Origin of the sequence: Pseudomonas sp. Leaf58, from assembly GCF_003627215.1 — a bacterium.
Classification (GTDB): domain Bacteria; phylum Pseudomonadota; class Gammaproteobacteria; order Pseudomonadales; family Pseudomonadaceae; genus Aquipseudomonas.
In genome coordinates this window covers 5,051,552-5,066,987 of sequence record NZ_CP032677.1, presented here as the reverse complement: position 1 = coordinate 5,066,987, position 15,436 = coordinate 5,051,552, and the positions used below count along the sequence as shown (strand labels likewise).

Sequence of the window (15,436 nt, the reverse complement as noted above, 5' to 3'; positions counted from 1 at the left end):
TGGGCTTTTTGTTGCATTAAGTTTTAATTCAGCGATCGTCGCTAATCTGGTCCAATCAAAACCGAACCAGGACCTGATTGCCATGAAAACCCGCTACCTCGCACTGATTCTCGCCCCACTGTTCAGCACGGCTGCCTTGGCTGCCGGCTACACCGGCCCCGGTGCCCAGTCGGCCAGCACCGTCGCAGCGGCCAATGATGCAGCGGATGACACCCCGGTGGTGCTGCAAGGCTTCGTGACCCAGAAGATCAACAACGACGACAAGTACGAGTTCAAGGACAGCACCGGTACCATCACCGTGGAAATCGATGATGAGGACCTGCCGCCGACGCCGTTCAACGACAAGACCAAAGTCAAGCTGACGGGGGAGGTGGAGAAGCACCTGATGAGCCGTGAAGTGGATGTGGACTTGGTTGAAATCCTCAATTGATGGCGAGAAAAGCCTGCATTTATGCAGGTTTTCTCTTACATATCGCAGCCTGAACTACTTCTAGAATCGCGCACTCCTGGTCGGGCCTCCCCGACGCAAGCTCAAGTAGTCCGGAGTGCGTCATGCGTACACGCAAAAAATATCGAAACATTGTTGCCAGCACTGCGTGGTTGGCAATCACAGGAGTAGGCATACACGCCCAGGTGGCCAATGCCCATGGTTATGCCAGTGAGCCGCCCTCTCGCGCTTATGCGTGCCGATTGGGTCTGAATACGGAGTGCGGCCAGCCGATGTATGAGCCGAATTCTGTAGGTGAAGCGCCTAAAGGCTTCCCCCTCCTCGGGCCTGAGGATGGCAAGATTGCCAGCGGCGGCGTGCGTCCCGATTTCGCACTGCTCGACGAGCAATCGGCCAATCGCTGGCACCTGACCCCGATACGTGACCGTGTCATCGATTTTGACTGGTTCTATACCACAGGCCACAAGACCACCAAGTGGGAGTACTTCGTTACCAAGTCTGGGTGGAATCCCAATGCGCCGTTGAGCCGCGATGCCTTCGAAGCGACCCCATTCTGCAGCGTGGACGGGCATGGCAAACCTGCAACTGGCGGTGAAGAGGCCGGCCAGGGCCCTGCGCCGGAAAAGCATCGTTGTACCTTACCCGCCGATCGCACCGGGCACCACGCCATTCTGGGGTTATGGACGGTCGCGGATACCGCTGCCGCATTCCACAACATCATTGATGTCGATATCCAGGCAGAAGGCGGTCCTGCACCAGAGTGGCCACCCGTAGGTTCAATCAATCCGCACAGGGACCTGGAGGTGGGGGACAAGGTCAAGGCCCGGGCGTTCGTCGGCGGTGTCGAGAGTGAGCAGTACAGCACGACCATTGTGATCGAACGTGCCGAGGAAGGCACCGCCGCCAACTGGGCCTACAAACTGGCCAGCCGTATCAACGAGAGCCAGGCCCTCATCAAAGCAGGCAAGTTCAACGATGACGGCGACATTGAGCCAGTGCAGGGCTCAAACACCCTCTACGCCAAGGCCGAGAGCGGGGTTACCCGTTTTGAGCTGGATATCGACGCGGCCGCCGGTGAGCCTGGCTACATGCATCTGCATGACCTGAAGCCTGAGTACATGCTCAAGGAAGGCAAGACCACTCTCGACTTCACCGTGATGAGCAATTTGGGCTTGCAGGTGAGTGCGCGGCTGTTCGATGCCGCCAACAAGCAAGTCGGGTTCGTTCGGCAGCAAGTGGAGGGAACGGGCAAGTTGGTGCTGGACGCCGCCAGCGTAGAGGGTGCGCATACGCTGAAAGTCGTTGGTGTGGACAAGCGCCAGCGCGTGTTGCTGCAAGAGCAACGCGAAGTAACCCTGAAAGCCGCTGGTGACGGGTACGACTTCGAATTCCCTCAATCGATTGCAAGCTACAAGGAAGGGACACGTGTCCTGCAACCGAAGACTGGCGAAGTCTTCGAGTGCAAGCCGTTCCCGTTCGAAGGCTGGTGCAAGAGCTATTCGGAAAATGCCAACCACTATGAGCCTGGTGTAGGCAGCAACTGGCAAGACGCCTGGATCAAGCACTGAAGGAGTGTGGCCTGGCAACTTGAGAAGGGTGCCAGGCCACACCACGGTATTTCCAATGGAACAACACACATATTGCTGGCAGCAGATCCTGTTGCACTGGGTCTCTGCCTGGGTGATCGGTTGGACGCTGGTCAGTGGTTTTTATGTCTCGGTGTTTGATGTCGAACCCTCCACAGCCCGGTTTGTCGGTTTCGTGAACGTCGGGCTGACGACGCTTTTCATTCCGGTCTTCCTGCTGCGCTGGCTGGTGCGGTTGCTCATGGCCAGGCCAGTTGCGGTGAATGACAACGCCCTAGCAAGGCGCGCCGCCCATATCGTCCACCAAGGCATGTACTGGGTGACGGCGCTGGTGCTGTTGTCCGGCGTGCTGATGATGGACCGTGAGATCGACGTGTTTGGCTGGTTTGCCATTGCACCTGTGCTCAGCGACCCATCCTGGCTCAGCGCCTGGCTAACGCTGCATGTGGCTGCGAATTTGGTTTTGGCCATAGCGGTAGTGATGCATGTTGGCGCGGTCGTTATGCATGAACTTGTGGGGCGGCGAGTGCTGCGACGGATGTTGCCCTGAGCCAATGAAGCGCCTTTCGATACTGCCCTGGGCGGCAGCTCCCTTGCTGGTGGCGGTGGTTCTGTTCGTTAGAGAAGCGACGCGCCCTGGCGTGGTCGAACCTGTTCAGCAGCACGCTGGCGTCCCTGCCTCACCCGTGCACAAGCCGTTGCCTGTGGCAGCTCTGGCACTGGCTTTTGGCTACAGCGAACCTGCGGGCGAGGCTGCAAGCCAGGCTGGGTTGGTGCTCAAGGCGTGTTTCGTCTCCAGCCGTGGCCAAGCCCGCGCTCTGATAGGCAGCCGTGAGGGTGAGCGCCTCTATCAGGTTGGCGATCGCCTGCCTGGCGGCAGCGTGTTGCGCGGTATCGACGTGCGCGCCATTACGCTTTGGGACGGCGGCAGCGAGCAAATCGTGGCGTTGTCGGGCAACCGCGCCAACGTCTTCGTTCAATCTGGCAGTACCGCCGAGCGTGGTCCTGCCCCTGCCGATTCACCCCGCCTATTGCGGGAGGTGCAATGACAATCCAACGCTACCTGTGGGCAGCCTCATTCGGGGCCTGCCTGACTTTGACTGGCCCGCTGGCCCAGGCTGATGCGCCAACCTGGCAACTGGCCATGAGCGATGCTGACGTGCGCGATGTGGTGCGCGAGGTCGGGGCCATTCTGGACCAGACGATCGTGCTCGACCCGCGGGTGCAAGGCCGCATTACGGTGTTGTCCAACGAAGCGCACGACCGCGAGGGCGTGCGCCGGTTATTTTATTCCGTCCTCAATGCGCAAGGGTTTGCCGCGGTAAACGATGGTGATCGGCTGCTGGTGTTGCCAGCGAGTGAAGCGAAAGCCTGGGCCAACCAGCAAGTCGATGCGATTCCTGCCGCATTTACCACGCGGGTGTTCAGCCTGGCCGGCAGCACTGCCGCTGACCTGGCCGGCTTGCTAAGGCCGCTGGTTTCCAGCAATGGGTACATTGGCCCGTCCAGTTCAGCCAATGCCTTGGTCGTCACTGACTCGGCTGCCAACCTTGAACGCTTGCAAGCGCTGGTGGCGCAACTGGACAGCGGTCAGCGGCACGATTATGAACTGGTGGTGCTCCGCTTCGCACAGGCGATGGATGTGTTGCCGGTTGTCGAGGCTTCAGCGGGTGGCCCGGACAGTGGGGTACGTGTGTTACCCGACCCACGCAGCAATCGCTTGCTGGTGCTCGGCCCGGAACAATCCCGACAACGCCTCGCACGGCTGGCCCGCGAGCTGGACGTACCTGCGCCTGCAAGCTCACAACACTGGCGAGTGGTGCGGCTTCAGCACGGTAATGCCGAGCAACTGGCCGAGGTGCTCAATGAAGTGGGCAAGCGGCTAGATGGCAAGGCTGGTACCGAAACGTTGGGCCAGCCGCTTGCGGCGGGGGCGATGGTCAAGGCTGACGTTAGCCAGAACGCGCTGGTGCTGTTGGGCGAACCCCAGACACTGGTGAATGTGGTGCAGATCATTGAGCAACTCGACCAGCCCCGCGCACAGGTGTTGATTCATGCAGCCATCGTCGAGGTCAGTGGCGATATCAACGAGGCCTTGGGGCTGCAATGGGGGGTAGACACCGGCAGCCTCAAGGGCGGGGTAACCTTCCCTGACAGCGGTGCTGCCTGGGCCGACCTGGTTGGCGCGGAAAAGACGCTGCCCAGCGGTGCAGCGTTGGCATTGGGGTCTGACCGCTTTGGGGTGTTGGTGTCCGCTTTGGCCAGTAACAGCCGTAGCAATCTGCTGTCCACCCCCAGCCTGCTCACCCTCGACAACCAGGAAGCGCAGATCCTGGTAGGGCAGAACGTGCCGTTCAAGACCGGCTCTTACACCACTTCAGGCAGTGGCGCGGATAACCCGTTCACCACCGTAGAACGCAAGGATATCGGTATCAGCCTAAAGGTTCGCCCGCACATCAACGCGGGCCGTAGCTTGCGCCTGGAGGTCGAGCAGGAAAGCTCCGAATTGGCGCCCAGCACGGTCGAGGGCGACCTGATTACCAGCTTGCGGACCCTCAAGAGCACCATCCTGGCAGCGGACGGCGAAATCATCGTGATTGGCGGCCTGATCAAGGACAGTGTGCGAACGGAGCAGCGCGGCGTGCCGTTGCTCAGCCGTATTCCGCTGATCGGTGGCCTGTTCCGCTGGACCAGGGACACCCAGGAAAAAACCAACCTGATGGTGTTCCTGCGGCCGACCATTTTGCGCTCTCAGGCAGAACTGATCGAGTCCGGGCGGCGTGCCTACGGTGACGTGCAGGCAGCCGACCCGGCGCGCATGCCTCAAGACCCCCGCAGCATGTTCGAAACGCGGCGGATGCCTGAGGGCGAGGACCCAGGCCAATGAACCCTTCGCTACCGTTCGGTTTTGCCCGGCGTTACGGCATTCTGCTCGACCAGCAGGCCACTGCACCTGTATTGCTGATGCGCGCCAACGCCTCTCTGGATTCACTCTCCGAGGCGCTACGTATCGTTGGGCATGGCTGGCCGCTGCGCCTGGTAGATAGCGAGCAGTTTGCCGAGCATCTTGCCGCTTGCTATGGCGGCGCCCAGGATGCAGCGCAGTCGGTTATTCAAGGGCTGGACGAGCACATCGAGCTGTCCCGCCTGGCCGAGGGGTTGCCGCAAACCAGTGACCTGCTCGAGCAACAGGATGATGCGCCGATCATCCGTTTGCTCAATGCCTTGCTCAGCGAGGCGGTGAGGTCGCGTGCTTCCGATATCCACCTGGAAACTTTCGAGCAACAGTTGCGTGTTCGCATGCGTATCGATGGGGTCATGCGTGAGGTGCTGACGCCGCCCAGAGCGCTCGCGGCGTTGCTAGTATCGCGAATAAAGGTCATGGCGCGCTTGGACATTGCCGAGAAACGTGTGCCGCAGGATGGCCGGATCAGCCTGCGGCTGGCCGGCCATGAGGTGGATGTGCGTGTTTCCACATTGCCTGCGGCGCACGGCGAGCGTGTGGTACTGCGCTTGCTGGACAAGCAGGCGGTACGCCTGGATGTGCAGCACATGCACATGCAGCCATCGGTGCAGCAGGCCTTTCTGGCCATGCTGGACAAACCCCATGGCATTTTCCTGGTGACCGGCCCGACCGGTTCAGGCAAGACCACGACCCTGTACACGGCCCTTTCGGTGCTAAACCGGGAGTCGCGCAACATCCTCACCGTTGAAGACCCGATCGAATACCACTTGCCCGGCATCGGCCAAACCCAAGTCAACACCAAGGTCGAGATGACCTTTGCTCGCGGGCTGCGGGCGATCCTGCGCCAGGACCCGGACGTGGTGATGGTGGGTGAGATCCGTGATCGAGAAACTGCTGAAATCGCCGTGCAGGCATCGCTGACCGGCCACTTGGTGCTATCCACCCTGCACACCAACAGTGCGCTAGGTGCCATCACCCGCTTGGCCGACATGGGGGTGGATACCTGCCTGCTGGCCTCGTCCCTGGCCGGCGTCATGGCCCAGCGGCTGGTGCGTGTGCTGTGCCCGCATTGCAAGGCCGCGTATGAGGTGGATGATGCCACGGCCAGTGCCCTGGGCAACCCTGGCGACCTGCCGGCGCAGTTATACAAGGCCGTTGGCTGCGAGCTGTGCCAGCTGGGCTACAGCGGGCGTATGGCCTTGCATGAAATGGTCGTGATCACCCCGCCGTTGGCGCAGGCCATCCATAGCCGCGCATCACAGGCGCAGATGCTTGAATTGGCGCGCCAGAGCGCGACAAACCTGTTTCAGCATGGCGTTCTGCGAGTTTGCCTTGGGCAGACCAGTGTCGAGGAACTGCTACGCGTGACGGGCCAGGGCTAATCATGGCGGTTTTCAGGTACCAGGCCCAACGCCTGGGCGGCCTTCGCCAGCGCGGCACACTGGAGGCGGCTAGTGCACGCCAGGCTCGGCAGCAACTGCGTGAGCAGGGTTTGGCGGTGCTGACCCTCGAGGTGGTAACGCCGTCACCCTTTGTCGCGTTGGCTGCACGCAATCGCCTGTCCTTGGTACGTCGCTGCCTGCTGACTCGGCAACTGGCAACGCTGTTGCAGGCTGGCATGCCATTGACCGAGGCGCTGCAGGCGGTGGCTGCGCAAAGTGACCAGCGACAGGCCCGGCAGGTAGTGCTGGGCGTGGCCGAGCGGGTCGCCGAAGGCAATAGCTTCGCCGATGCGCTGTCGCATTACGCGTTGGCATTCCCGGTGGTGTACCGCGCAACGGTCGAAGCGGCGGAGCGTTCGGGGCACCTGGCGGGAGTATTGGAGCGCCTGGCAACACATGGTGAGGAACAGCAGGCTTTGCGGCAGAAGGTGCAGCTGGCGATGCTCTACCCGTTGATCCTGATGTTTGTCTCGCTGCTGGTGGTGGGCTTTTTGCTCGGCTATGTGGTGCCAGATGTGGTGCAGGCATTTGCCCGCGACCAGGCCCGGTTGCCAATGGCGACACAGGTACTGATTGCACTCAGCGATGGCTTTGGCCGCTTCGGGCTTGCGGCCTTTGCGGTGATGCTCACGTGCGGCACAGCCGTGGCGTTCGCGCTGCGCCAGCCAGCCAGGCGCAGACAATGGCATGCCCTGGTCTTGCGGGTGCCGGGTTATGCCGGCTTTGTTCGCGCCAGTGAAGCCGCGCGCTTCGTCAGCACTCTGGCGATTCTTGGCCGCAGCGGTGTCGTGCTGGTCGATGCCATGAACATTGGCGCAGGCGTGGTAGGCAACCAGGTACTGCGCGAGCGCTTGCAAGCCGCTGCGCGTGAAGTGGCCGAAGGGGCAACGCTGGCCAACAGCCTGGCTCGCAGCGAGACCCTGTCCGCACTGATGTTGCACATGATTGCCAGCGGCGAGCGTGCTGGGGAGCTGGACAGCATGCTCGAGCGCGCCGCCGAGCTACAGGCCAAGCACTTGGCCGGTCGAATCTCCCTGCTGGTAAGCCTGTGCGAACCGCTGATGCTGTTGGTGATGGGCGGTATTGTGCTGTTCATCGTGCTGGCCATCTTGCTGCCCATTCTCAACCTCAACCAACTGGTCAACTGATATGTCCTCTGGCTTTGCACGCCGCGCGCAACGCGGCTTCACACTTATCGAGATCATGGTGGTGGTGGTCATCCTCGGGGTGCTAGGCGCGCTGGTGCTGCCGAATGTGATGAGCCGCCCGGACCACGCCAAGCTCACCGCAGCGCGTACCGATATTCAGTCCATTGCCACAGCGCTGGAAATCTACCGCCTGGACAATGGGCGCTATCCGACCACCAGCCAGGGCCTGGAAGCGCTGGTCAGGCGCCCAACCATTGCGCCGCTGCCTCGCCAGTGGAACGCGCAGGGCTACCTCAAGCGCCCGGCACTCGACCCGTGGGGGGCGCCTTATCAGTACGTCAGCCCCGGCCCGCGCTCCGGTCAGGGGTATGACCTGTTCTCGCTAGGGGCCGACGGCCAGCCAGCAGGTGAAGATGCCGATGCCGATATCGGCAACTGGGGCGAATGACGCTGCGCCGCTCACAAGGGTTCACCTTGCTTGAAATGCTGCTGGTGCTGGTACTGGCAGGCATTGTCATAGGCATGGCCGGATTACAACTGGGGCGTAACCCTCAACGCCTGGCTGACCAAGAGGCGGGCCTGTTTCTGCAATTGGTGCAGTACGCCAGGCAGCAAGCTGTGCTTGAGGGGCGGGAGTTGGGCGTCCGCATCGACGCCCGCGGTTATCAGCTGATGAAAGCCGGTGGGCGCACGTGGACGGCGGCCGGGCGGCACCGCGATACCGGTTTGGACCTGCGGCTTGAGATCGATGGGTTCCCTGTGCTGCTCACCAGGCCGCAAAGCGCTGCGCAGCTGGTGTTTTACCGTAACGACGAGTACATCCCGTTCTCGTTGTCATTCCAAGAGGCAGGCGTCGGCCTTGCCCAGGTATCGGGCGATGGCCTCAATGACCCCCAGCTCGAACGCTGAGCGTGGCTTCACGCTGCTGGAAGTGCTGGTGGCGCTGTCTGTTTTCGCCGTACTGGCCGCAGCCGTGAGCACTGCCAGCCAGCAGGTGTTGGCACAGTCGCAGGGCATGCGTGATCGACTGTTTGCCAGTTGGCTGGCCGACAACCACCTGAATGAGCTTCGCCTGCACGCCATCAGCGCTACGCAGCAGCGCGGCCTGGAAGTGCAATTCGATCAGCGTGCCTGGTTCATCATCGAGTCGCGGCGTCGCCAGGTTGAGCTTGGCCTTATGGAAGTAAGCGTGGATGTCGGCCTGGCGGCTGACCGGCAGCCGCTTCACCACGCGGTGGGCTGGCTGGAGGTTGCTGATGCCGCGCAGTGACTTCGCCCCAGCCCAGCGGGGTTTTACCCTGCTGGAGCTACTGCTGGCGATTGCCGTGTTTGCGCTGTTGGCAGCGGGTACCAGCCAATTGCTGGCTGCGCTGGTACGCACCGATGCCGCACGCCAGGCCCAGGCAGACGAACTGCGCGCCCTTGGGCGGGCAATGAGTGTGATGCAACGGGACGCGTTGCAAGGGTACTGGCCTGCAAGCGGAAAAAAGGGCGCGAACCATGGTGTGTTACTAACGCCCCAACGGGTGGGCTGGTTGCTTGGTGCTGAAGCCGATCGACAGTCATTGCCCCGCAGTGATCTGAGCATTGTCGAGTACTGGCTGGAGGACGGTGTGCTGTGGCGCCAGCGGCGCACGTTTGAACACGGCCAAGGGCGCCGTCAACGGCTGCTTGACGGCATTGTTGAGCTGCGTTGGCGCTTGTATGCCGTGGAGAGCGGATGGGTGACCAGCTGGGCGGCTGCACAGCCGCCGCAGGCGCTTGAAATCACGCTATCGACCAAGCGCTTTCAAGGCATACGCCGGGTATTGCCATTGGCCGGGGCGAGCTTGTGAAACGTACAGGACAACGGGGGGTGGCTCTGATCACCGTGCTGCTGGTGATGGCGCTGCTGACCCTATTGGTCGCCAGCATGTTGCGCAGCCACCACGGCATGCTGGGGGGCGTCCGCCAGCAGATCGAAGCTTCGCACCTGCTGCAGCTTGCCCATGCTGGCGAACGCCAAGCCTTGGCGCAGTTGAAACAGCAGGCTGCCGCCCTGCTGCAGGTGACCCACGGTGGCCAACCGTGGGCGCAAACCCGCTCGCTGGCGCTCGGGCAGGGGCAGGTGCGCGTGCGCCTGGAAGATCTCTCCGGCCGCTTCAACCTCGCTGCGCTGACTAAGCGAAAGGCACTCGACCCGGTGTTGCTGAAGCGTTGGCAGCGCTTGTGTCGCGCCCTGCAGATCGAAGCGCCGGTGCTGGAGCCCTTGGCAGGGCAGCCCATGCTCGATCCAAGCCAGTTGCGCACCCTGCCAGGAGTTGATGCCGAGGTAATGGCACGGTTACGGCCATGGGTCGTGGCGTTGCCGCCAGAGGCGGGGCTCAATATCAATACCGCCTCGGCACACGTGCTCGAAAGCCTTGAGGGCGTGGAGCGCGCTACTGCCCAGGCCCTGGCGGCCGAGCGAGGCGATGAAGGCCATACCAGCGTACAGCGGTTTCTGGCCCAGCCGCAGCTGATTGGCCTTGGCATCGACAGCCATGGGTTGGCGGTAACGAGCCGCTGGTTCCGCCTGCAGGTGCGCGCGGAGCAGGGAGGCAAGCGCATTTACCTGTACAGCGACCTGGAGATCGATCTGAACACGCATAAGGTCCGCGTGTTGCGTCGTGTTTATTCTGCACTGCCGGAGCAACTGCCAGATGAGTGATGTTTACCTGTTTCTACTGCCGCAGGGCATGGCCGAAACCGATGAGCAGTGGCCTGTGCTCGTTCGTACAACCCTGGGCGATGGATACCGGTCCCGGCTGGGTAACCTGCCGCCTGAGTTGGCCGTTGCGGCCGTGGTGCTGGTATTGCCCATGGAGATGGCTGGGCACTGCGTGATCGGCCCTGTACCCGGCAGGCGACCCAGCCGGGAAACGTTGGCCTATGCGGCGGAAGAGCAGTTGGCCGCACCGCTGGAAGCATTGCACTTGGCGTTTGGGCCAGCGGATGACAAGGGCCAGCGAAAGGTGTTGGCGGTAGAGCTGACCCGCTTGCACCGGGTCATGTCGAGCTTGTTGGCCCAAGGCATTGACCCCGTCGCCGTGCACATCGATGCTGACCTGCTGTGTGCCGGGCGGGCCTGTGCACTGTGGTTCGAGGGGCGGTGGTTGCTGGGAGGGACCGAGGGCGCGTGCTTGGCGATCAGCGACCAGGCCGCTCGAGTACTGAAGCCGCATTGTGCTTCGATGCCCTGGCTTGCCGAGCCGACAGCCATGCACGCGATCTGTAGCGACCAGGCAGTCGCCAGCGCTGTGGAAACCCTGGTGCAGGCCAATGTCGGCGCTGTCGACCTGCGCCAGGGTGCCCTGCGTCGGCGCCGCAAAGGCCCGGCATGGCAAGGGGTGGCCGGTGGTGTGGCGCTGGCATTGCTGATGGTATGCCTGGCCGATTACCTGCGGGCTGAATGGCTGATGCAACAGGCATCACGCCAGCATGCCGAGAATGTGCAGACAGTACAGCGCTGGGCGCCAGAGGTGCAGCCTTCCGGCGCAGACTTGGCGACGCAGATCAGGTTGCTCGAACGTGCCCCCAGGCCATCCACCGCTGTAGAGCAGCTGGCGCTGTTTGCCGAGCACCTGGTCGGCGTTGGCAACGTGACCATCGAGCGAGCCGAGTCGACGCCTGCGCAAGGCTGGCGCGTCGAGGTTGTCGCTCAGGGTTTTGACGACCTGGAGCGGTTGGGCGCACGTGTTCCCGGGGTGCGGATGGAACATGGCCGGCAGGCCGACCAAGGTGTACGGGCGACTCTTACCTGGCAGGAGGTTGAATGAACCGTTGGAGCAATCTGTGGCAATGGCAGCAGCTAACACCGGGCCGGCAGGCGTTGGTGAAAGTAGCGCTTTGGGGGGGGGCCGTGATGATGATCTGCCAGTTGTTCTGGCTGCCGGGGCAGGCTCGTATGCAGCAGGCCGAAGAACTGCTAACGCGTGAACGCGAACTAGGTGCCCAACTGCAGCGAATGGTGCAAGGGCCGCCCCGGTCGCAAAGCGCCACCGAGTTGTTGACGCCTGCCAGGTTGAACGAGCGCGCTCGGGCCGCCGGTATCCGCGTCGCCGGCCTGGAAGCCAAGGCCGGCCAGGTGGATGTTAGCCTGGAAGGCCCGGTGGCGGCCGTGCTGGCCTGGCTGCATGCGCTTGAGCAGGAAGGGGGCAAGATGCTCAGCATTCAGTTGCAGGTCGAGGGTGAGCTGCTTCAGGCACGCTTCGCCTTGGTGCTGGCCGAAACATAACCTAGAGGCGCAAGTTCAGGCAGTTTTCGGCGGCAATTTGCTCAGGTGCAACGCCACCAACAACGCCATCGCCAACAGGCTGCCAATGAACAGCCCAATGCCATTCCAGCCCCACTGGTGCCAGAACACCCCACCCGCTGTACCGGCCACGCTCGACCCGGCGTAGTAGCAAAATAGGTACAGCGACGACGCCTGGCCCTTGGCCTTCAATGCCCGGCGGCCGATCCAGCTGCTGGCCACCGAGTGCGCACCAAAGAAGCCAAAGGTGAACACCAGCATACCCACGATCACCATTGCCAGCGGGTTGGCCAGGGTCATCAACAAGCCGCCCGCCATCACCACGATACTGGCCCAGAACACCTTGCGCCGGCCCAGCTTGTCGGCCAGGGCCCCGACCTGCGCCGAGCTGTAGATGCCCGACAGGTACACCACCGACAGCAAGCCGACCAGTGCCTGGTTCATGTGGTAGGGCTCGGCTAGCAGGCGGTAACCGATGTAGTTGAACAGCGTGACGAACGCGCCCATCAGCAGGAAGGCCTCGAGGAACAGCCAGGGCAGCCCGGCATCCTTGAAATGCATGACAAAGCCGTCCAGCAGGCTGCGCGGGTTCATCGCCTGCGGGCGAAAATTGCGCGATTCGGGCAGCACCTTCCAGAACACCAGCGCAGCCACCAAGGCCAGGCCGCCGATGGCCAGCATCGCCGTGTGCCAGCTGACGAAGTCGATCAATACGCCGGCAATCAGGCGCCCGCTCATGCCGCCAATGGCATTGCCGCCGATGTACAGGCCCATAGCTAGGCCGATGTGCTGCGGGTGGATCTCTTCGCTCAGGTAGGTCATGGCTACCGCCGCCAAGCCACTTAGTGACAGGCCGACCAGAGCGCGGGTGGCCAGTACCAGCTCCCAACTCGGCATCACCGCGCTGGCCAAGGTGGAAAGCGCCGCACAGACCAGGGCAAACACCATCACCGGTTTGCGCCCGATGCGGTCAGAGATAGGGCCGGTTATCAGCAGGCCGACCGCCAACAGGGCTGTGGCCACCGACAGCACCAGGCTGCTCTGCGCCGCGTTGATGGCGAATTCCCGGGACAGCAGCGGCATCATCGGCTGCACGCAGTACAGCAAGGCGAAGGTGGCGAAACCGCCGCTGAACAGTGCCAGCACGGTCTTCATGAAGGCGGGGGTGCCTTTTTCAATCCACATATCGTTCAGGGGGGCAGGTTCTGGCTTGGCGAGAAGGGGGGCTACAGCAGTTTTCACGGGCGGGTACCTCTGGCGCAATGAAAAAAAGCATATAGCTGGCTAATGATTATATCCAATATATTGTTCGACCTATTTAAGACGTTTAACGACCTATTTGGAGCCGATCATGGAACTGCGCCATTTGCGTTATTTCATCGCCGTGGCCGAAGAACTGCACTTTGGCCGCGCTGCCCAGCAACTGGGTATATCGCAACCCCCCTTGAGCCAACAGATCCAGGCGCTTGAGCAAGAGCTGGGGGCTCGGCTGTTCGAGCGTACCAACCGGCGCGTCGAGCTGAGCGAAGCGGGGCGGCTGTTCCTTGAGGAAGCCCGCCAAGTGCTGGCGCAGGTTGAAAAGGCCGCCGACGTGGCCCGGCGTGCGCAGCTAGGCGAGTTGGGCGAAATGAAAATCGGCTTTACCTCCTCGGCACCGTTCACCTCGAAGATCCCCAAGGCCATCCATGCCTTCCGTCAGCGCTTTCCGGCAGTGCATCTGAACCTCAAGGAAATGAGTAGCCGCGATGTCGCCGAAGCGGTGTTCGACGAGTCCATTGAGGTAGGGCTGATGCGGCCGATGCCGCTGCCAGAGGGCTTGCTGGCCACCGAGCTGTTCAGTGAGCCGCTGGTGGCGGTGATCAACGCGTCGCATCCGCTGGCCCAAGGCACCGAACAGGGCGTGCGCATGGCGGCGCTGGCCCATGAGCCGTTCGTGTTCTTTCCACGCAGTTATGGCAGCGGCCTGCACGCCCAGTTGCTGAGCTTGGCGCGGCAGGCGGGCTTCAGCCCGCATTTCGCCCAGGAGGCGGGCGAGGCGATGACCATCATTGGCCTGGTGTCGGCGGGATTGGGGGTGTCAGTGCTACCCGCGTCGTTCCAGCGCATGCGCATCGAGGGGGTGGTGTACCGGACTTTACTGGATGACGGGGCGATGACGGCGGTGTGGCTGGTGCAGCGCGAGCGCGGCGGGTCGGCGATGGCCAGGGCGTTTGCGCAGCTGTTGACGGGGCAGGTGGTCGGGCAGCGGTAGGGCCGGGCAAATGGCGCTGGTCATTGCTGCGGTGGCGTCACATACTCGGGCATTCGTTGAAACACGGAGGTCAATCATGCGGCGCGTGGTGTTCAATCAGAAAGGTGGCGTGGGCAAGTCAAGCATCGCCTGCAACCTGGCGGCGGTCAGTGCCAATGAAGGCTACCGGACCCTGTTGATCGACCTGGATGCCCAGGCCAACTCGACCCAGTACCTCACCGGCCTCACCGGCGAGGACATCCCCATGGGCATTGCCGACTTCTTCAAGCAAAGCCTGTCCAGCGGGCCGTTCAGCAGGAAGAACAAGGTCGATATCTACGAAACGCCGTTCGACAACCTGCACGTGGTCACGGCCACTGCCGAGCTGGCCGACCTGCAGCCCAAGCTTGAGGCCAAGCACAAGATCAACAAGCTGCGTAAGTTGCTCGACGAACTGGACGAGGACTACGAGCGGATTTACATCGACACCCCGCCAGCGCTGAATTTCTATGCGGTGTCCGCGCTGATTGCCGCCGACCGCGTGCTGATTCCCTTCGACTGCGACAGCTTTTCGCGCCAGGCCTTGTATGGCCTGCTGGCCGAGATCGAAGACCTCAAGGAAGACCACAACGAAGACCTGATGGTCGAAGGCATCGTGGTTAACCAGTTCCAGTCGCGCGCCAGCCTGCCGCAGCAGATGCTCGACGAACTGCTGGCCGAAGGCCTTCCGGTGCTGCCGGTGTACTTGGGCAGTTCGGTGAAGATGCGTGAATCGCACCACGCCAGCCTGCCGCTGATTCACCTGGAGCCCAAGCACAAGCTGACCCAGCAGTTTGTCGAGTTGCATTCGCTGCTCGAAGAGAACGCTTAGACCCCTTGGCTGCGCAGCCACTCCAGCAACGACTGAAGTGGAAACGCCCCGGCCTGGCGGCTGACTTCGCGGCCGTTTTTGAACAGCAGCAGGCTGGGGATCGAGCGGATGCCGAGCTGCCCGGCCAAGTTGCGGTTGGCTTCACTGTCGAGCTTGGCTAGGCGGCAGCGGCCGGCCAGCTGGCGGGCGGCCTGTTCGAAGGTGGGGGCGAAGGACTTGCAGGGGCCGCACCAATCGGCCCAGATGTCCACCAGCAGCGGCAAGTCGCCTTTGATCTGGCTGGCGTAGCTGGCTTCGCTGAGCGCGAAGGGCTGGCTCAGCAGTACATCCTGTTTGCAGCGGCCGCATTTCGGCGCATCGCCCAGGCGCTCGGCGGGCAGGCGGTTGAGGCCGTTGCAGTGGGGGCAGGGGATTACCAGTGGGGCGGACATGTCGTTTCCTTGAGATTTTGCGGCCGCCAAGCGGCCCCAGGA

The 15,436-nt window shown here is 62.4% G+C and carries 18 protein-coding genes; 16 read left to right on the top strand and 2 right to left on the bottom strand.

The annotated features are described in order from the left end of the window. Positions 1-82: 82 nt before the first annotated feature. From DV532_RS23470 to DV532_RS23405, 14 genes are all read left to right on the top strand, one after another. Positions 83-430 carry a YgiW/YdeI family stress tolerance OB fold protein gene (locus DV532_RS23470; protein WP_056794384.1) on the top strand — a complete coding sequence of 116 codons (348 nt, stop codon included), beginning with the start codon at positions 83-85 and terminating at the stop codon, positions 428-430. 122 nt (positions 431-552) lie between these two features. Further along, positions 553-2,016, top strand: coding sequence for an N-acetylglucosamine-binding protein GbpA (gene gbpA / locus DV532_RS23465; RefSeq protein WP_082476732.1), 1,464 nt, complete (start codon positions 553-555; stop codon positions 2,014-2,016). 55 nt (positions 2,017-2,071) lie between these two features. After that, positions 2,072-2,584, top strand: coding sequence for a cytochrome b (locus DV532_RS23460; protein WP_056794386.1), 513 nt, complete (start codon positions 2,072-2,074; stop codon positions 2,582-2,584). A 4-nt stretch (positions 2,585-2,588) separates the two neighbouring features. Further along, on the top strand, positions 2,589-3,083 hold the full coding sequence (locus DV532_RS23455) for a hypothetical protein (RefSeq protein WP_177339516.1): 495 nt from the start codon (positions 2,589-2,591) through the stop codon (positions 3,081-3,083). Further along, the gene (gspD, locus tag DV532_RS23450; protein ID WP_056794387.1) at positions 3,080-4,921 is read left to right on the top strand and encodes a type II secretion system secretin GspD; all 1,842 of its coding nucleotides are present in this window, start codon (positions 3,080-3,082) and stop codon (positions 4,919-4,921) included. The genes DV532_RS23455 and gspD overlap by 4 nt, the downstream gene beginning before the upstream one ends. Beyond that, a complete protein-coding gene (gene gspE / locus DV532_RS23445; protein WP_056794389.1) occupies positions 4,918-6,381 on the top strand; it encodes a type II secretion system ATPase GspE in 1,464 nt (487 codons plus the stop codon). The genes gspD and gspE overlap by 4 nt, the downstream gene beginning before the upstream one ends. A gap of 2 nt (positions 6,382-6,383) precedes the next feature. Beyond that, positions 6,384-7,589, top strand: coding sequence for a type II secretion system F family protein (locus tag DV532_RS23440; protein WP_056794390.1), 1,206 nt, complete (start codon positions 6,384-6,386; stop codon positions 7,587-7,589). A gap of 1 nt (position 7,590) precedes the next feature. Beyond that, positions 7,591-8,037, top strand: coding sequence for a type II secretion system major pseudopilin GspG (gene gspG, locus DV532_RS23435; protein WP_056794392.1), 447 nt, complete (start codon positions 7,591-7,593; stop codon positions 8,035-8,037). Continuing rightward, entirely contained in the window at positions 8,034-8,498 is a 465-nt protein-coding gene (gene gspH, locus DV532_RS23430; RefSeq protein ID WP_056794394.1) for a type II secretion system minor pseudopilin GspH, read from the top strand. Before gspG ends, gspH begins: the two co-directional genes overlap by 4 nt. Continuing rightward, a complete protein-coding gene (gspI, locus tag DV532_RS23425) occupies positions 8,476-8,859 on the top strand; it encodes a type II secretion system minor pseudopilin GspI (protein WP_056794396.1) in 384 nt (127 codons plus the stop codon). Before gspH ends, gspI begins: the two co-directional genes overlap by 23 nt. Beyond that, positions 8,846-9,424 (top strand): type II secretion system minor pseudopilin GspJ, encoded by a 579-nt coding sequence (gene gspJ, locus DV532_RS23420; RefSeq protein WP_056794398.1) that lies wholly within the window; start codon positions 8,846-8,848, stop codon positions 9,422-9,424. Before gspI ends, gspJ begins: the two co-directional genes overlap by 14 nt. Positions 9,425-9,444: 20 nt before the next feature. Then, a complete protein-coding gene (locus DV532_RS23415; RefSeq protein WP_056794400.1) occupies positions 9,445-10,278 on the top strand; it encodes a general secretion pathway protein GspK in 834 nt (277 codons plus the stop codon). Continuing rightward, positions 10,271-11,386, top strand: coding sequence for a type II secretion system protein GspL (gene gspL / locus DV532_RS23410; RefSeq protein WP_056794402.1), 1,116 nt, complete (start codon positions 10,271-10,273; stop codon positions 11,384-11,386). Before DV532_RS23415 ends, gspL begins: the two co-directional genes overlap by 8 nt. Then, positions 11,383-11,844, top strand: a complete 462-nt coding sequence (locus DV532_RS23405; RefSeq protein WP_056794405.1) for a type II secretion system protein GspM — start codon at positions 11,383-11,385, stop codon at positions 11,842-11,844. Before gspL ends, DV532_RS23405 begins: the two co-directional genes overlap by 4 nt. Positions 11,845-11,859: 15 nt before the next feature. On the opposite strand, the gene DV532_RS23400 is transcribed toward DV532_RS23405, so the two are convergent. Beyond that, positions 11,860-13,047, bottom strand: coding sequence for an MFS transporter (locus DV532_RS23400; protein WP_236707474.1), 1,188 nt, complete (start codon positions 13,045-13,047; stop codon positions 11,860-11,862). Positions 13,048-13,213: 166 nt separating this feature from the next. Here DV532_RS23400 and DV532_RS23395 point away from each other — a divergent pair, with 166 nt between their 5' ends. Both DV532_RS23395 and DV532_RS23390 read left to right on the top strand, forming a co-directional pair. Beyond that, complete coding sequence (locus DV532_RS23395) at positions 13,214-14,113, top strand: LysR family transcriptional regulator (RefSeq protein WP_056794409.1); 900 nt, start codon at positions 13,214-13,216, stop codon at positions 14,111-14,113. Positions 14,114-14,189: 76 nt separating this feature from the next. Further along, positions 14,190-14,963, top strand: coding sequence for a ParA family protein (locus DV532_RS23390; RefSeq protein WP_056794410.1), 774 nt, complete (start codon positions 14,190-14,192; stop codon positions 14,961-14,963). On the opposite strand, the gene trxC is transcribed toward DV532_RS23390, so the two are convergent. Then, a complete protein-coding gene (gene trxC, locus DV532_RS23385) occupies positions 14,960-15,394 on the bottom strand; it encodes a thioredoxin TrxC (RefSeq protein WP_056794412.1) in 435 nt (144 codons plus the stop codon). The two genes, DV532_RS23390 and trxC, sit on opposite strands and share 4 nt — an antisense overlap. Positions 15,395-15,436 lie beyond the last annotated feature (42 nt).